General features: G+C 70.0%; 15 protein-coding genes and 1 pseudogene. 8 read left to right on the top strand and 8 right to left on the bottom strand.

What is annotated here, in order from left to right:
* Window positions 1-129: 129 nt before the first annotated feature.
* Window positions 130-843: a hypothetical protein gene (locus tag IT293_11690; protein ID MCC6765312.1), complete on the bottom strand. Its 714-nt coding sequence runs from the start codon at window positions 841-843 to the stop codon at window positions 130-132.
* 195 nt (window positions 844-1,038) lie between these two features.
* Here IT293_11690 and IT293_11685 point away from each other — a divergent pair, with 195 nt between their 5' ends.
* Window positions 1,039-1,770 (top strand): hypothetical protein, encoded by a 732-nt coding sequence (locus tag IT293_11685; protein ID MCC6765311.1) that lies wholly within the window; start codon window positions 1,039-1,041, stop codon window positions 1,768-1,770.
* 52 nt (window positions 1,771-1,822) lie between these two features.
* Here the strand turns inward: IT293_11685 and IT293_11680 are convergent, their stop codons facing one another.
* Both IT293_11680 and IT293_11675 read right to left on the bottom strand, forming a co-directional pair.
* On the bottom strand, window positions 1,823-2,827 hold the full coding sequence (locus tag IT293_11680; GenBank protein ID MCC6765310.1) for a DUF481 domain-containing protein: 1,005 nt from the start codon (window positions 2,825-2,827) through the stop codon (window positions 1,823-1,825).
* A 104-nt stretch (window positions 2,828-2,931) separates the two neighbouring features.
* Window positions 2,932-5,826, bottom strand: coding sequence for a hypothetical protein (locus tag IT293_11675; protein ID MCC6765309.1), 2,895 nt, complete (start codon window positions 5,824-5,826; stop codon window positions 2,932-2,934).
* Window positions 5,827-5,918: 92 nt separating this feature from the next.
* Between IT293_11675 and IT293_11670 the strand changes: the two genes are divergently transcribed.
* Complete coding sequence (locus tag IT293_11670) at window positions 5,919-6,203, top strand: hypothetical protein (GenBank protein MCC6765308.1); 285 nt, start codon at window positions 5,919-5,921, stop codon at window positions 6,201-6,203.
* Between the two features lie 60 nt (window positions 6,204-6,263).
* On the opposite strand, the gene IT293_11665 is transcribed toward IT293_11670, so the two are convergent.
* Both IT293_11665 and IT293_11660 read right to left on the bottom strand, forming a co-directional pair.
* Complete coding sequence (locus IT293_11665) at window positions 6,264-6,887, bottom strand: membrane integrity-associated transporter subunit PqiC (protein MCC6765307.1); 624 nt, start codon at window positions 6,885-6,887, stop codon at window positions 6,264-6,266.
* Complete coding sequence (locus IT293_11660) at window positions 6,887-7,828, bottom strand: MCE family protein (protein MCC6765306.1); 942 nt, start codon at window positions 7,826-7,828, stop codon at window positions 6,887-6,889. The genes IT293_11665 and IT293_11660 overlap by 1 nt, the downstream gene beginning before the upstream one ends.
* Window positions 7,829-8,074: 246 nt before the next feature.
* On the opposite strand from IT293_11660, the gene IT293_11655 reads away from it, so the two are divergent.
* The 4 genes from IT293_11655 (at window position 8,075) to IT293_11640 (ending at window position 9,990) form a co-directional block, all read left to right on the top strand.
* A complete protein-coding gene (locus tag IT293_11655) occupies window positions 8,075-8,455 on the top strand; it encodes a hypothetical protein (GenBank protein MCC6765305.1) in 381 nt (126 codons plus the stop codon).
* A 148-nt stretch (window positions 8,456-8,603) separates the two neighbouring features.
* On the top strand, window positions 8,604-8,834 hold the full coding sequence (locus tag IT293_11650) for a hexameric tyrosine-coordinated heme protein (GenBank protein MCC6765304.1): 231 nt from the start codon (window positions 8,604-8,606) through the stop codon (window positions 8,832-8,834).
* A 68-nt stretch (window positions 8,835-8,902) separates the two neighbouring features.
* Complete coding sequence (locus IT293_11645) at window positions 8,903-9,391, top strand: pirin family protein (GenBank protein MCC6765303.1); 489 nt, start codon at window positions 8,903-8,905, stop codon at window positions 9,389-9,391.
* Between the two features lie 20 nt (window positions 9,392-9,411).
* Window positions 9,412-9,990, top strand: coding sequence for an NAD(P)H-dependent oxidoreductase (locus IT293_11640; protein MCC6765302.1), 579 nt, complete (start codon window positions 9,412-9,414; stop codon window positions 9,988-9,990).
* Between the two features lie 186 nt (window positions 9,991-10,176).
* Here IT293_11640 and IT293_11635 read toward each other — a convergent pair whose 3' ends face one another.
* The 3 genes and pseudogenes from IT293_11635 to IT293_11625 form a co-directional block, all read right to left on the bottom strand.
* Window positions 10,177-10,395, bottom strand: a complete 219-nt coding sequence (locus IT293_11635; protein MCC6765301.1) for a BrnA antitoxin family protein — start codon at window positions 10,393-10,395, stop codon at window positions 10,177-10,179.
* Window positions 10,391-10,933 (bottom strand): annotated as a pseudogene (locus IT293_11630) (BrnT family toxin). The gene IT293_11635 and the pseudogene IT293_11630 overlap by 5 nt, the downstream one beginning before the upstream one ends.
* Window positions 10,934-12,182: 1,249 nt before the next feature.
* A complete protein-coding gene (locus IT293_11625) occupies window positions 12,183-12,524 on the bottom strand; it encodes a hypothetical protein (protein ID MCC6765300.1) in 342 nt (113 codons plus the stop codon).
* A 401-nt stretch (window positions 12,525-12,925) separates the two neighbouring features.
* Here IT293_11625 and IT293_11620 point away from each other — a divergent pair, with 401 nt between their 5' ends.
* The gene (locus IT293_11620; protein ID MCC6765299.1) at window positions 12,926-13,183 is read left to right on the top strand and encodes a type II toxin-antitoxin system prevent-host-death family antitoxin; all 258 of its coding nucleotides are present in this window, start codon (window positions 12,926-12,928) and stop codon (window positions 13,181-13,183) included.
* On the top strand, window positions 13,180-13,566 hold the full coding sequence (locus tag IT293_11615) for a type II toxin-antitoxin system VapC family toxin (GenBank protein MCC6765298.1): 387 nt from the start codon (window positions 13,180-13,182) through the stop codon (window positions 13,564-13,566). The genes IT293_11620 and IT293_11615 overlap by 4 nt, the downstream gene beginning before the upstream one ends.
* Window positions 13,567-13,625: the final 59 nt, after the last annotated feature.

Here is a 13,625-nt window from a genome sequence, read left to right as displayed (position 1 = left end):
CTCGCCACGCTCGTGCTGCCCGCACGGCGCCCCCGACGCTATCCGCGCGCCGTCAAAATCAAGATGAGCAACTATCCGCGTAAACGCCCCCGTCGGTCTCGGAGAACTGTAAAGTGACCGGCATTGGGCCTAGAACCGCACGCCGAGGGCGATGCCGCCGAGCTGCGGCGCGACCTCGAAGCTCACCTTCGTCGGCGTCAGATCGGCGCGCTGCCCGAAGCGCTCCTCGTACTCGGCGAGGTCGTCGGCGGCCTTCCACGGATGCGAGAACGTGAACGCCTCGCCGACGGCGATGCCGATCCCCGCCGACCGCCAGCCGCGGCTCGGATCGTCCCAGCCCTCGGCCACGATGAGCGCGCCCGCGACGTTGATGCCGACGTTCGCGGCATGGCGCTTCCAGTCCCAGCGCGACTCGCTCTCGCGGGCGTTCTGGTGGAGCAGATCCTCACCGACGCGCAGGCGCTCGCGGCACGCCGTCTCGTCGCTCGCGTCGACGACGCGCATCGCGGCGGCGCCGACCCTGGCGGTCGGCGGCCAGACCAGGAGGCGCACCATGCCGAATGAGGCCTTCACCGCGCTCACGACGAAATCGGCCTGCATGCTGTCGTCGTCTTCGGTCGCGGCCCGGGCGGACTGGACGACGGCGCCGAGGCCGTAGAAGCCGGTCCAGCCTCCCCACCAGTACCTGGCGTAGGGCCGCCGTTCTTCGAGCCGGTCCTCGATGAACGTCAGACGCTCGTTCGTGCCCGCGCTGCAGCGCTCGAACGCGCCGTCGCCGGCCCATGCCGCCGACGCCGCCAGCACGAAAACCCCGAGAAAGATCGCCGTCGCCGTCGCTCGCATGGGCACGCTTCTACACACGCGGGTGGCGGGAGTCCATTTGCACGCGGGCTCCGATCCCGCGCCGGATGCGAGGCCGGCGGCCGCCGCGCACCGCCGCGCGCGCGGTCCCCGCGCGGGCGCGCCGCGCGCGCCCGCGGGATCGCGCCCGATCGCGACTTGTCGCGCCGCCCGCGCACTGATACGCGTAAGCGTTCCATGAAGTCTTCCTCGTTCGCGCGCTCCGGCGCTGGCGCTTTCGCTCTGGGACTCCTCCTTTCCGCCGCGCCGCATGCGCGCGCGGAGTCCGCCCTCGACCTCGCCGACTCCGCGATGCGCGAGTGCGAGCAGGGTCAGATCGCGACCTCGCGGGATCAGCGCGCCGCGCATTTCGAGCGCGGCCAGCGGCTCGCCGAGAAAGCCGTCGAGCGCGACGAGAAGAGCGCGCCGGCGCACTTCGCCATCTTCTGCAACCTCGGCGAGATGCTGCGCATCGATGGCGAGAAGATCACGTCGCTGCTCGGCTTCCGGAAGATGATGCAGGAGCTCGACCGGACGCTTCAGCTCGATCCGAACCACCTCGACGCGCTCTCGTCGAAGGGGGTGCTCCTCGTGCGCCTGCCGACGCTCCTCGGCGGCGACGCCGCCAAGGGCGAGGACATGCTCGAGCGCGTGCTGCGCGAGGACGCCAGCTGCATCACCGCGCGCCTGACGCTGGCGGAAATCTACGCCGGTCGCGGCGGCCGCGCCGACGCCGTCGCCCTCGCCGCGCAGGCTCGCGAGCTCGCCAAGGCGAGCGGGCGCGCCGACAAGATCGCCAAGACCGAGGCGACCCTCGCCAAGCTCAAGGCCGAGCCCGCCGAGATCGACGCCGGCCTCGCCATGAGCACCTGCCCCGGCCAACCCGGCAGGAGCTGTCCGCCGAAGCTGGCCGCCGTCCAAACGAACTAGCGAAGGGGCGGCCGCCCGTATCCGCGGCAGATGGGCCCTTCTCGGGCGCCCGCTACAGTTTGTAGCCGAGCGACACCAGATACCGGAAGTCGTTCTTCTTGCGACCGTCGGCTGGCATGTTGTCGAAGTCGTCGACGAGCGCGAGCTCGAGGAACAGGCTCTTCATGAGCGTCTGTTGGAAGCCCACCTCGGCGTGCAGGAAGACGTCTTGCCCGTCTTCCAGGCTCGGGTACACGTCGAGCAACTGGTAGAATGACTGGCTCTCCGAGATCTTCCAGCGGAACTCGTCGCCGAGCACCGCCGTCACGTAGTCCCGGTCCTTCGCCTCGCCGAAGTTCTCGTTCACGTACGCGAGGCCGGCATGCACCTTGAAGAGCATCGTCTTGGTGTCGATGAAGCGGTAGCCGGGACCCCCGCCGACCACCGTCCGCAGATCGAGGTCCTTGAAGTGGTCGTACTCGAGGGTGACGAAGCCGCCGAGATCCCAGTGCTCGCCGAGGTGGTAGTCGTAGTAGCCGTAGCCGCGAGTGTTCTTGACGATGTCCTCGCTGTCCTGCGACGCCCGGGCGATCGTCCCACCAAAACGCAGGCGGTCGTCGTCAGTCTCGCGCACGGCCTCGGCGGCGGCGCCGAGCGCGAAGGTCTCCGTATTGCCCTGGGAGCCGTTCACCGAGGCTTTCACGTCGGCGCTCCAGCGCGCGCCCGGCGGGATGCCGATCGTGACGACGTCCGCGAGCGCCACCGGCTCGGGGCTCTCGACCGTCTCGGACTCGAGGTGGACCCCGTCGTCGCGCACCACGAATCGGCCCGACACGTACTCGCCGCTCGAGAGCTTCACCCAGTAGGGGGCATCGGTCGTGAGCGACTGCACCTCGGCCCACGCGATCGGGATCTCCTTTGCGTACGGGGTCGTGAAGACGAGGGTCTCGCCGGTGTATTTCACGACGGCGCCCGAGAGGCGATCGCCGTTCTTCAGCTCCACCTGGTCCGCGGCGCCGGCGGCGTAGGCCGAACAGAGCACGAGAGCGACAACGAGCGACGGCAGAAGACGACCCATTCGAAACGTCCTCCTCGATCGGGGTAGGCGCCCACCGCGAGCGCGCGCGTTCCTTGCCAGGCTCCGTACGACTACGCAAGGACCGAGGACCGACGACCCACGTCCTAGGGAAGCGGCGCGGCGCCGAGCTCGATCAGCTCGCGAAGGCGCGGCGTCGCGCGCTCGAGCCACTGCTCGACGCGGCACTCGTGCTGGCGCACGACGCACGCGCCGAGCGCCGCCGACGAGTCGAGGGCCGGCACGCCGAGCGCGGCGCAGGTCGAAGCGAGGGCGCCGTAGCCGAGGCCCGTCGGCGCGAGGATGTCGGTGAGGGAAGCGCCGGCGCAGCCGGCGGCGATCGCCCCGGCGAGCTTCGCCTCGATCCCCGTCACGGGACGCGTGAGCGCGCCGATCGCCTTCGCGCAGGTCGCGCGTGCAGCGGCGAGACACGGCGACGACGCGACGCCGTCGACGAAGAGGCAGCCCTCGAGAGCACGAAGACACCTCCCGGCGGCCTTCGCCTTGCCGCGCGCGAACGCCGCGCCCGCCCCGCCGAGCGCCTTCCCGCAGCGCTCGAGCGCCTGCGCGCGGACGCCGTCTCCGACTCCGGCGCCGCCGCCGTCGGCCCCGGTCGCGAGGCAGGGAAACGCCCCGAGGTCCTGTCCCGCGAGCGCGAGGAGCTCCGCGGCGCGCGGCGACTCGAAGGCCGCGAGCTCGTCCGCCCGGCAGGCGTGACCGTGTTGCACGCACCCCGCCATCGCCGCGACGCTCGCGGGCACGCCCGCACCCTCCGCGGCGCACGGCGCGTCCTCGGCCGCGAAGCCGAGCCCGGCGCCGCCGCGGAGGTCCGCGTCGACGACGGCGCCACACGCCTTCGCGATGCCGCCGACGAGGATCGCCTCGTCGGCGGCGAACGCCGCCCGCGCCTTCGCGCAGGCGAGGGCCGCGCGGTCGAGGCAGCGCGCGTCGCCCGGCCGCCGCTGCACGCACCTGGCCGTCGCCGCGACGCACTTCTGCGTGCGCCCGAGGCGGCGCGCACCGTAGCGGGCGCCCGCCTTCCGCACGCCGACCGCGCAGCGCGCGAGCGCGTCGCCGGCGTCGCCCGCGATGCCGAATCCGCCGCCGTCGGCGGGCGGCGCGCAGTCGCCGTCGGCGCGGTCGACGTCGCCGTCGAGATCGTCGTCGCGGCAGTTGGCGCAATCCTCCGGCGCCGGCGTCGGGGTGGACGTCGGATCGGACGTCGGCGGCGCCGTGACGGTCGCGGTCGCGCCCGAAGCGGGCGTCACGGTGGCCGCGTGCGTCGGGGTCCGGGTTGGCGTCGCGGTGCGCGTCGGGGTGGCGCTCGGCGTCGCCGTCGGACCGGGCGTCCCTCCCGACGCGAACTCGTACGCGCCGATGTCGAGGGTCGCGTCGGTCGGGCGCGCGGCGCCCTCCTGGTGCTTCACGTATTCGCGGACGATCGCGTGCGTCGGCAGGGCCGCGGCCTCGAGCGCGGTGCCCGCGTCGCGACACCCCGAACCGCTCTGGAGGTGGAAATCCCGCCCCGCCTCGTCGACGAAGCCCGGCGACGCGCCGGTGACGTTCGCCACCGGCGTCGTGATCGTGCCGGCGAGGCCGCTGTGGCTCGCCACCCAGCCGGTCTTGAACCAGTTGGCGCGAAGCGCGAGCTGCCCCGCCGAGTCGAGCATCGCGAGGCGGTTCCCGGTCGCGGTCACGTAGACGACGTTGTTCCGCACGTCGGCGCTCTCATCGTTGGTCGAGAGGCGGAGCAGCGTCGTATTGCCGGCACGCGTCGAGACGACCGTGTTCTCGAAGAAGTGGAGCGTGCCCTTGCGGTAGATCGAGGTGTCGCCGCTGTCGCCGCCGTAGTGGACGATCTGACTGTTGCCGGCGCCGTCGGGCTCGACGAGCACGTTCCCGTACACCCAGGTGTCGCGGTAGCGCGGGTCCACGATGAGCGACGGATCGTCCTCGGCGTCGACCAGGTCGAGCTGGCGGTTGCCGCTCTCGATCCAGTTGTAGCGCACGACGGTCCCGATCGACCTGTCCTTGAGCGCATTGCCGTTGCAGCCGGCGCAGAGCGGTCCGAAGCGGTTGTACTGGAAGACGATGCCGACGGCCGCGGTGTAGTTGTTGTGCTCGAACGCGCTCCCGGCGTTGCCGTTGTCCCAGAGGTAGTTGCCTTCGACCAGGATGTCCCGGGTGTCGCCGTCGTAGATGCCGATGAAGAGCCCGTTGCCGGCGTCGTGCAGCTTGCAGCCGCGGATCACGAGGTGCTGCCCGCGCTCGACGTAGATCGCCGCGGCGTTGGCGGCGTACGGGACGCCGGCATTCCCGCCGTCGTCGGTGAACGTGTAGCCGGGCTTCGCGCTCCGGAGCTCGAGATTCTCGACGACGATGTACTGCGGGAGGACATTCGGGCTCGCGGTGCCGATCTTCAGGATTCCGCGCTGTTCGTTGGTGTAGTCGAGCGCGAGGCGGGTCGTCGCGCCGTCGCCGCTCACGACCGGCAGGTTGCCGCTCGCGTCGGGAATGCCGCGGACCGTGATCGGCTGCGCGGCCGTGCCGGCGCGGCTGATGACCCACTTCTCCCGGTACGGCGTCGCCCGCCAATGGATGTTCACGGTGTCGCCGGGCGCAAGCGACTCCCACGGGACGTCGCCGACGTTGGCGAGCGGCTGCGCGGGGCCGACGTCGTAGACGGTCGCGCGCGCCGGGCCGGCGAGCGCCGCGACGAGGACGGTGATGAGGCCGAGGCATCGCGCGCGCGCCATCGGCTCATGGGTAGCGGCGGGCGCGACGTCGGGCAAGGTCGGAACGCGCTGCGCGACGCCGTGCGATCCCTCACAGCCGCGTGGCGGCCGGCGCCGCCAAGGCACGAGCGCCACGAGCGCCACGTCCCGGAGCGCGCTGATCGGCTCCGGGAAGACGGTCATGGTCCAGGTGGATCCGTCGTCGCGTGTCGCGAACGCGACGCCGAAGCTCGAGCAGTGCCGCATCGGGGCGAGTTGCGCCGTCATGCCTCGGCCGCTACGACCGAATCCCCGCGCGGCAACGGGCGGTCGCGCGGCATGCGGCGTCACCTCGCCCACGCAGGTCAGGAGGCATCGTCATGAAGAGCACGTTGCGACGCGGGATCCAGGTCGGCGCGATCCTCACGGTTTTCGGCGCCGGGTACCTCTGCGGCACGGTCAGCGAGCGGCGCGCGGTCGCCGATATGAACGAGCTCGGCGGCGCGGTCGGAGGGGCGGTGATGAAGGAGGCCGCCGGGGGCGGCGGCGCAATCGGTCAGGCGGCGAAGCTCGGCACCGCCATCACCGACATGCAGACCCAGGTCGACGGCCTGCAGAAGAACCTCGAGACGTTGAAGGCGATCAAGGGCGCGCTCGGGGGCTGAGCGCGCAGCCGCGGGGCGGCGCGTACGCGCGGGGCGCGCGTACCCCGCGGGGCGCGGGCGTCAGACGCGCGGCGCGCGCCGCTCCGCCGCGAGCTCCTGGAGCACGCCCGCCATCTCCTCCGCCAGATCGCCGAGGGCGGCGCTCATCGCGTCGACGCCGCCCTCGGTGGTGGGGGCGCCGGCGCGGCCGGCGTGCTGCGACTGCCGGATGCGGAGGATCCTGCGGCCGGTGTCGCGGACGGCCCAGCGCGCGGTGAGCTGGGCGTTGCCGGCGGCGTCGGCCTCGAATCGCACGAAGACGACCTCCAGCCAGAAGTCCGGCGTCGCGGTCGGCGCGGTCGCGAGCGACGCGATCCGATCGCTGGCGAGCGCGTTGCCGAGATCCTCGACGAGGACGCGCGTGACGTTCTGCACCAGCGGCTCGGCCCAGCGCTCGGCGAGGGCGTACTTGAGCTCGCTCGCGCTGACGCGGACCGCGACCTCGTTGCGGTCGAGATAGGCCGGCAGCGTGACCGCTCCGACGACGACGCTGAGCGGCTCGCCGCGCCCGACCGGCGCCGCGGGAACGCGCGCCGAGAGCGTGTAGAAGCGCGATGGGTCGTGGCGCGGCGAGAGCAGCGTGCATCCGGCGGCGGCCACCGCCAGCGTGGCGAGCGCCACCGTCCACGAGCGGGCGACGGACATCATCGATCCTCCACCTCCCGCCCCCGCACGAGGGCGCTCGGGTTGCGTTCGAGATAGTCGGCGAGCAGCCGGATCGAGCGCGCCGTGCCGCGCAGCTCCTCGAGCACGCCGACGAGCTGTCCCGCGAGCGGCGACCCGGCGTCGGCGAGGCCCTGGACGCTCTGCAGCGTGGCGCGCGCCTGCTCGACGGCGACCGCGGTCCGCTCCGACGCCTGGTTCAGGCTCGTGAGGAGCGGGCCGCTCTTCTGATCGAGGCCGACCGCCAGCTTCTGCACGCTCGCGAGCGTCTGGTTCAGGGCGACGAGCGTTTCGGGCAGCGACTGCAACGCCCTTTGCAGGCCGGGTGCGTTCACCGTCGCGTTGATGCCGTCGATCGAGGCGCGGAGCGCATTGCTGAAGCTCGCGAAGTCGAAATTCTTCAGATTCGCGATGACCTCGGCGGCGGCCTGCTGCGCCTGCTCGAGCGTCGTCGGGATGGTCGGGATCTCGTTGAAGCCGGACTCCGGCGGCGCCACCAGCACGGCGGGCGTCTCGGGACGGTAGTCGAGCTGCACGAAGAGGAGACCGGTCACGATGCTCTGCGCGTTCAGCTGCGCGCGCAGCCCGCGATCGATCGCGACCTTGAGCCGCGTCGGATCGCTCGGGAGCCGATCGGCGCCGCGCGCCACGATCTTCCGGTTGTCGATCTCGATCCAGACCGGGATGCGCGCCTCCTCGCCGAGATCGAGCTGGATCTGCGTGACGCCGCCGATCTCGACGCCCTTGAACTTGACCGGGGAGCCGACGCTCAACCCGTCGACCGAGCCGGTGAAATACATGACGAACGGCGTGGTGTCGGCGAAGAACCGCCCCGACCCGAACACCACGATGCCGGCGACGGCGAGCGCGACCGCGCCGACCACGAAGGCGCCGATGATGACGGGATTCGCCTTCCTACCCACGCCGGAGCGCCTCCCCCACCTTGCCTCCCTCCTCGCCGCGCGTCAGGAAGCGGCGCACCTTCGGATCGGGATCGGGACCGGCGAGCAGCCGCTCGATCTGTTCGGACGTCGGGTAGAGGATCATGGGGTCACTTCCTATGACATATTTTCGCGGCGGCAACCGAGAGCGCCGCGGCGACCGCGCCCGGACGACACGCGACCTCGGAGCGATGCCACGCCCGCGCGTGACTGCCATCCCTCGGCAACATGGCCTGCGACACCGCCGCATGCCGCACGAGCCGCGCCCCCGTCGCATCGGTCGGGTACCCAGCCCTCGGCGCCACGGGCACCGTGCTCCACCAGGTCGTGCGCGAGCGCCTCGAAAGCTTCCTCGCCACCACGCGACGCGCCGATCCGAACGGCCTGCCCCCGTTTCTCGAGCAGGAGTTCCTCGCCTTCCTCGTCGATCACATCCTGCCGCACGTCCCCGTCCGCCAATGGGTGCTCTCGCTCCCGCACGGGCTTCGCTATCGCCTCGACTGGGATCACGTGCTCTGCCGCGCCGTGCTCGCAATCTACACCCGCGCGCTCCTCGGCTTCGACACGCCGCCGCGCCGCACCTTGACGCCTCGGACCTTGCCAGGCTAGCGCTCCTCGCCACCGCCTGGCGGCTCAACGGCGCCGGCTTGTCTGCGTGTGGCAAACGTCAGCAAAGATCCAAACGTCCGATAAACGCCATACGGTCGCATAGAGATTCTTTTTTGAGAATTGAAGATCCGCAGGAGGGAGCACGATGATGGCAGAAACCTGGCTGACCACACTGATCACCGCGACGCCGCAGGAAGGGTTCGAGCTGGCCATCCTGCTCAGCCGCCGTGGAGTCAAGTACACACAACCCGATGCGGACGTGCTGAAGGCGCTTCGACCCGAGTACGCCAACTCCGCCGATGCCCTCACCGCTGCATCGCACGTGATCGCCGTCAACTTCCAGACCATCGCGGCAGCGAATGACTACTGGCGGAAGTGAGCGCGGGCACGCACCCACCGTTGTCATGAGCGGTTCGCGATGAGCATCCAGGAGGTATTCGATCCGACGTGCCTATCCTACCGGAGTTCCATCACCACCCCGCCGACACGTTGCCCGCACTCGAACGAGACGGCGTGCGCCTGCGCGTGCTTGCGGGGCGAGCCTATGGCGTGAGCCCGCCCGTACACGCCTTCTCGCCCTTCTTCTACGTCGAGGCCGTCATGCCAGCCGAAAGCCGGCTCGAGCTCCCGAGCGAGCATCCGGAGCGCGCCGTGTACGTGGGGGAAGGGAGCGTGCAGTGCGGCGCCGAGCGGGTCGGAGACGGGCGGATGCTGGTGCTCTCACCTGGCGTCCCGATGACGCTAGATGCCTGCGGCGAGGCCCGCGTGATGCTGCTCGGCAGCGCTCCGCTCGAGGGGCCGCGCCACATCGACTGGAACTTCGTATCGAGCAGGAAGGACCGCATCGAGCAGGCCAAACGCGACTGGCGCGAGGGTCGCTTCCCCACGGTGCCAGGAGACGAAGAAGAGTTCATCCCGCTGCCGGAAGGCGCATAGTCGCGCCGAAGAGAGCCATCATGACACCCCGGTTGCACGTCATCATCTGCAGCACCAGACCCGGCCGCACCGGGCCGCCGATCGCGCATTGGTTTCGTGATCGTGCCACGAAGCACGGAGGCTTCGATGTGCATCTCGTCGATCTGGCGGACTTCAATCTGCCCATTTACGACGAGCCCGTACATCCGATGCGCCAAGACTACATGCATGAGCACACGCGCGAGTGGAGCCGCAGCGTAGCCGTCGCGGACGCATACGTGTTCGTCTCGCCGGAATACAACTATTGCCCGACACCGGCGCTGGTCAACGCGCTCGACTACGTCTACACGGAATGGAACTATAAGCCGTGCGGGTTCGTCAGCTACGGCGGCGTTTCGGGCGGCCTGCGGGCGGTACAGGCCGCCAAGCTGCAGGTCACCACCTTGAAGATGATGCCGATGATGGAGGGCGTGGCGGTCCCGATGGCGCAACAGATGATCGGCGACGACGGGAAGTTCCGGTCCAACGAAGCGATCGACAGGTCGGCCACCACGCTCCTCGACGAGCTTCTGCGTTGGGCCCTGGGGTTGAAGGCCATGCGCGAGTCGGGTTCGAGCTGAGAGCGGCAACAGCGCCGTGAATCGAACCCGCAATCGGATCGATGGGAACGACTCCGACGCCCGTTTGACGCATCACCCCGCCGCCCTCCGGCGACACGACGCCGCGACCCCGCACCCGACGAGCAAGACCGTCCCTGCTCCGGCACCTCGGCTGTGGCAAACGGCAGGAGAGATCCGAACGCCCGATCAGGCGCTCTTCCGAACGTGTGCGGCGAGTAGCTTGTGGATGAGCGTCTGGTAACCGCTACCCGTGCGGGTCGCCTCCACCCGCAAGGATCGCAGGACATCCGGGTCGACGCGAATCGCGATCAGCTCGCGCGCCGCACGTCCGAACGGGGGTCGCCCGACACGTCGCGCCCGCGCAAGCTGCGCATCTGTCAGCTCCGGAATGTCCGAGAAGTCCATCTCGCCGGGCGTACGCGGCCCTTTCTTTGCGGCTCGATGCCCTTGCGCTGATGATGCGGATCGCTTCGCCTTCTCCAGATCTCCTTGTCGCGTACACGACCGTGAGGACATGGCCCTCGTCCGACATCCCGATGCGCCAGCTACGGCGTTCCACCCGTGAGTGCGCGTCGTCTGCCAGGTCCAGTCCTTCCGGGTCCGTGAAGACCGAAGCGTCCTCGAAGAACGTGACTCGATGCTTCTCGGAGTTTCGGGTGGCCTTGCACCCGGAGCCCGCTCGAACACGTTTTCGTATATACGGAACCGCGGCGCGGCCGGCTCGGCTGAAAGAATCGGATCGCGCCGCCCGTCTGGATCTGCGACATGCCCGGGATGCGAGCGCGGCGGCTAAACCTCCGGTGGTGGGTCGTGCTGGTGAGCATCGCGCTCGTCGGTTGCGGCGGCAGCGACGGCGGGGAACACGACTCTCCGGCTCCCACGGCGACTCCACCGCCCGCCCTTGCGACGCCGCAGCCAACTCTGTCGCCGACGCCGAGGCCATCGGCGACGGTCGCGCCGGCCTTCGACGAGGTCGTCCTCGCGATGGCCACGCGCTACGGCGCCGACATCGCGAACGGCGGTCGGGAGTTCCAGGAATACATCCTGCGCCACACCGGTGACGGATGGGATTCGATCGCCCTCACGAACCTTCCGCGCGGGGCAGGGCTCTTGGGCATCACGTTCGCGAGCACGACCGTCGCCTATGCCTACGGTGTTCGCGGTAGCGATGGAGAGCCCGGCATCTTGCTGCGGAGCGATGACGCCGGCCGCTCGTGGCGCGACCTCGGCGAAGCCCTTCCCGCGGACTGTCCGCCAATCTTCGATGCCGTGTTTGCCGACGCCGACCATGGATGGATCGTGGGACGCCAGACGTTCACGATCCCCGTCGTCTTCGCGACCGACGACGGCGCCATGACATGGCGGGCCGTGACGATCCCGCCGTCGTCCGGGTTTCCGCTCTATGGCTCCTATGCGCTGGGTCTCCGTGCCGGTGCGGCGGAGCTCGTGCGCTACGACGGCGGCGGCCTCGTCGTCGTGCGGATCGACGACCCGACGCTGCCGCCCACCCGGCTCGAGCCGGCCGGCGGCCCGTCGTTCGGGGGCGCCAACGCGTTCAGCACCGCGGGGGCCGCCGGGTGGATCGTCGAGGCCTATGGCGCCTCGATCCTGCGGAGCGACGCCCCGGATGCGCCGTGGGTGCGGCAGACCGGCGACGCGTCGATCACCCGGTTCTTGACCGCGATCGACGTCCGCGGCGATCAGCGCGGCATCGCCGGCGGGGCGGACGGCTCGAGCGGAGAATCCATGCCGCTGTTGCTCGCGACCGAGGACGGCGTCGCCTGGCAACCGGCGCCCGTCACCGACACGCTGCGCGACGCACGAATAAACGACGTCCTCCGGCTCCGCGGCGACGCAGCGCTGGCGGTCGCGGAGGTCGTGACGTTCGACGAGACCACGATGCACACGGGCGTCACCACGCACGTGCTGCGCAGCACCGACGGCGGCCGCAGTTTCGCACACGAGCCGACCGGCTTCGAGCACGACTGGACGATTCGCGACCTCGCGCGCAACACCGATCACGACTGACCGTCAGAGGTCGTTGTCACTCTCGACCTTTTCCTCGCGCTCGTGCTGGCTCCCGTCGAGGAGATCGTCTGGCGCTTGCCGGTGCGCGGTTCCCGGGGAAACCGCGCACCGCCGCGTGTGGCGCTTTGGTCAGCCGGGGCGAATCGCCTCGCCGCGCGGCAAATCTACGGTCTTCGTGGGGCGAGGCGCGGAATCAGCATCGGCACCCGCCGCCGGTACGCGGTGTAGATCGGCCCGAGGGACGCCTCGAAATCGCGCTCCTCGAAGCGGATCGCGATCAGGATGTAGGCGGTCGTCATGATCGCGAAAAGAGGTAGGCCGTCGTCATCGTAGGCGTCTCCCAGAAGCCGAAGAACCAGCTGTGGCAAACGGCAGGAGAGATCCGAACGTTCGGTGGTGTCGGCAAAGAACCGTCCCGACCCGAGCATCACGATGCCGGCGACCGCGAGCGCGACTGCGCCGACCACGAAGGCGCCGATGATGACGGGATTCGCCTTCCTACCCACGCCGGAGCGCCTCCCCCACCTCTGACATGTTTTCGCGGTGGCAACCGAGAGCACCGCGGCGACCGCGCCCGGACGACCCGCTCCTCGGAGCGATGCCGCGCCCGCGCGTGACTGCCATCCCTCGGTGGCATGGCCTGCGACACCACCGCACGGGTCGCACCCCCGTCGCAGCCGCACGGTACGCCCCGAACTCGCATGCCTCGCAGAGCGCCGGTGCATCGCGCCGATCGGTTTGGATCTTCCGGCTGCGGGTCGCATACACCGGCGCAAAGTCGGGTCGTGGCGATACGCTGCTCGCGCCGTCGAAGAGGATCTTCATGTCCTCAACGGAGTCGAGCGCGACCCCCGCCACGGTTCCGCGCGGCTTCTCCGGCCCGTAGCCGATGTGCTACAGCTGCCGCATGCGGAAGCAAGACGAGGTGCCCGTGCGCGACCTGCGCAACCATACGACACGTGTATTGCGACGTGTAGAGCGCGGCGAGCGCGTACGAGTGACCATCAACGGTCGACCTGTCGCCGAGATTCGTCCGCTGGCTCGGCGTCGCGAGGTCGTTCCGTGGGACGAGCTGTCGCGAGCACTCGAGGTGTGCCGTGCGGACGCCGGGCTGTTGGACGACCTGAGAATGGCCGTTCCCGATACCTCGGACGATGTGCGGTGACCCGGGCACTCGCCGACACCTCGGTCTTCGTCTCGATCGAACAGGATCGGCCGCGACGACGCCCCATGCCCGACGAGATCCTCGTCTCGGTCGTCACCGTCGGCGAGCTCCAACTGGGCGTGCTCATGGCGTCCGACGGTGCCACCCGAGCGCGGCGCCTCAAGACCCTCACCTACGTCGAGTCGACCTTCGAGCCGGTGCCCGTCGATGCAGCCGCAGCCCGGGAATGGGCACGCCTCGTTGCGCATTGTCGTCGCAGGCAACACCGGGTTCCCGTGAACGACCTCTGGATTGCCGCAACGGCCATCGTGCACGACCTGTCGGTACTGACGCAGGATGCCGACTACGACCGCATTCCCGGCCTTCGCGTCGTCAAGTTGTAGCGATGGCGACGTCGCGCCGCTGCATCGGCGTGAACATCAAGGGCGTGCTGTGGGGCATC

The organism is Deltaproteobacteria bacterium (assembly GCA_020848745.1).
Lineage (GTDB): Bacteria > Desulfobacterota > Binatia > UTPRO1 > UTPRO1 > UTPRO1.
Note: the sequence above shows the minus strand (reverse complement) of the source record. Positions and strands in the feature narration are given on the sequence as shown.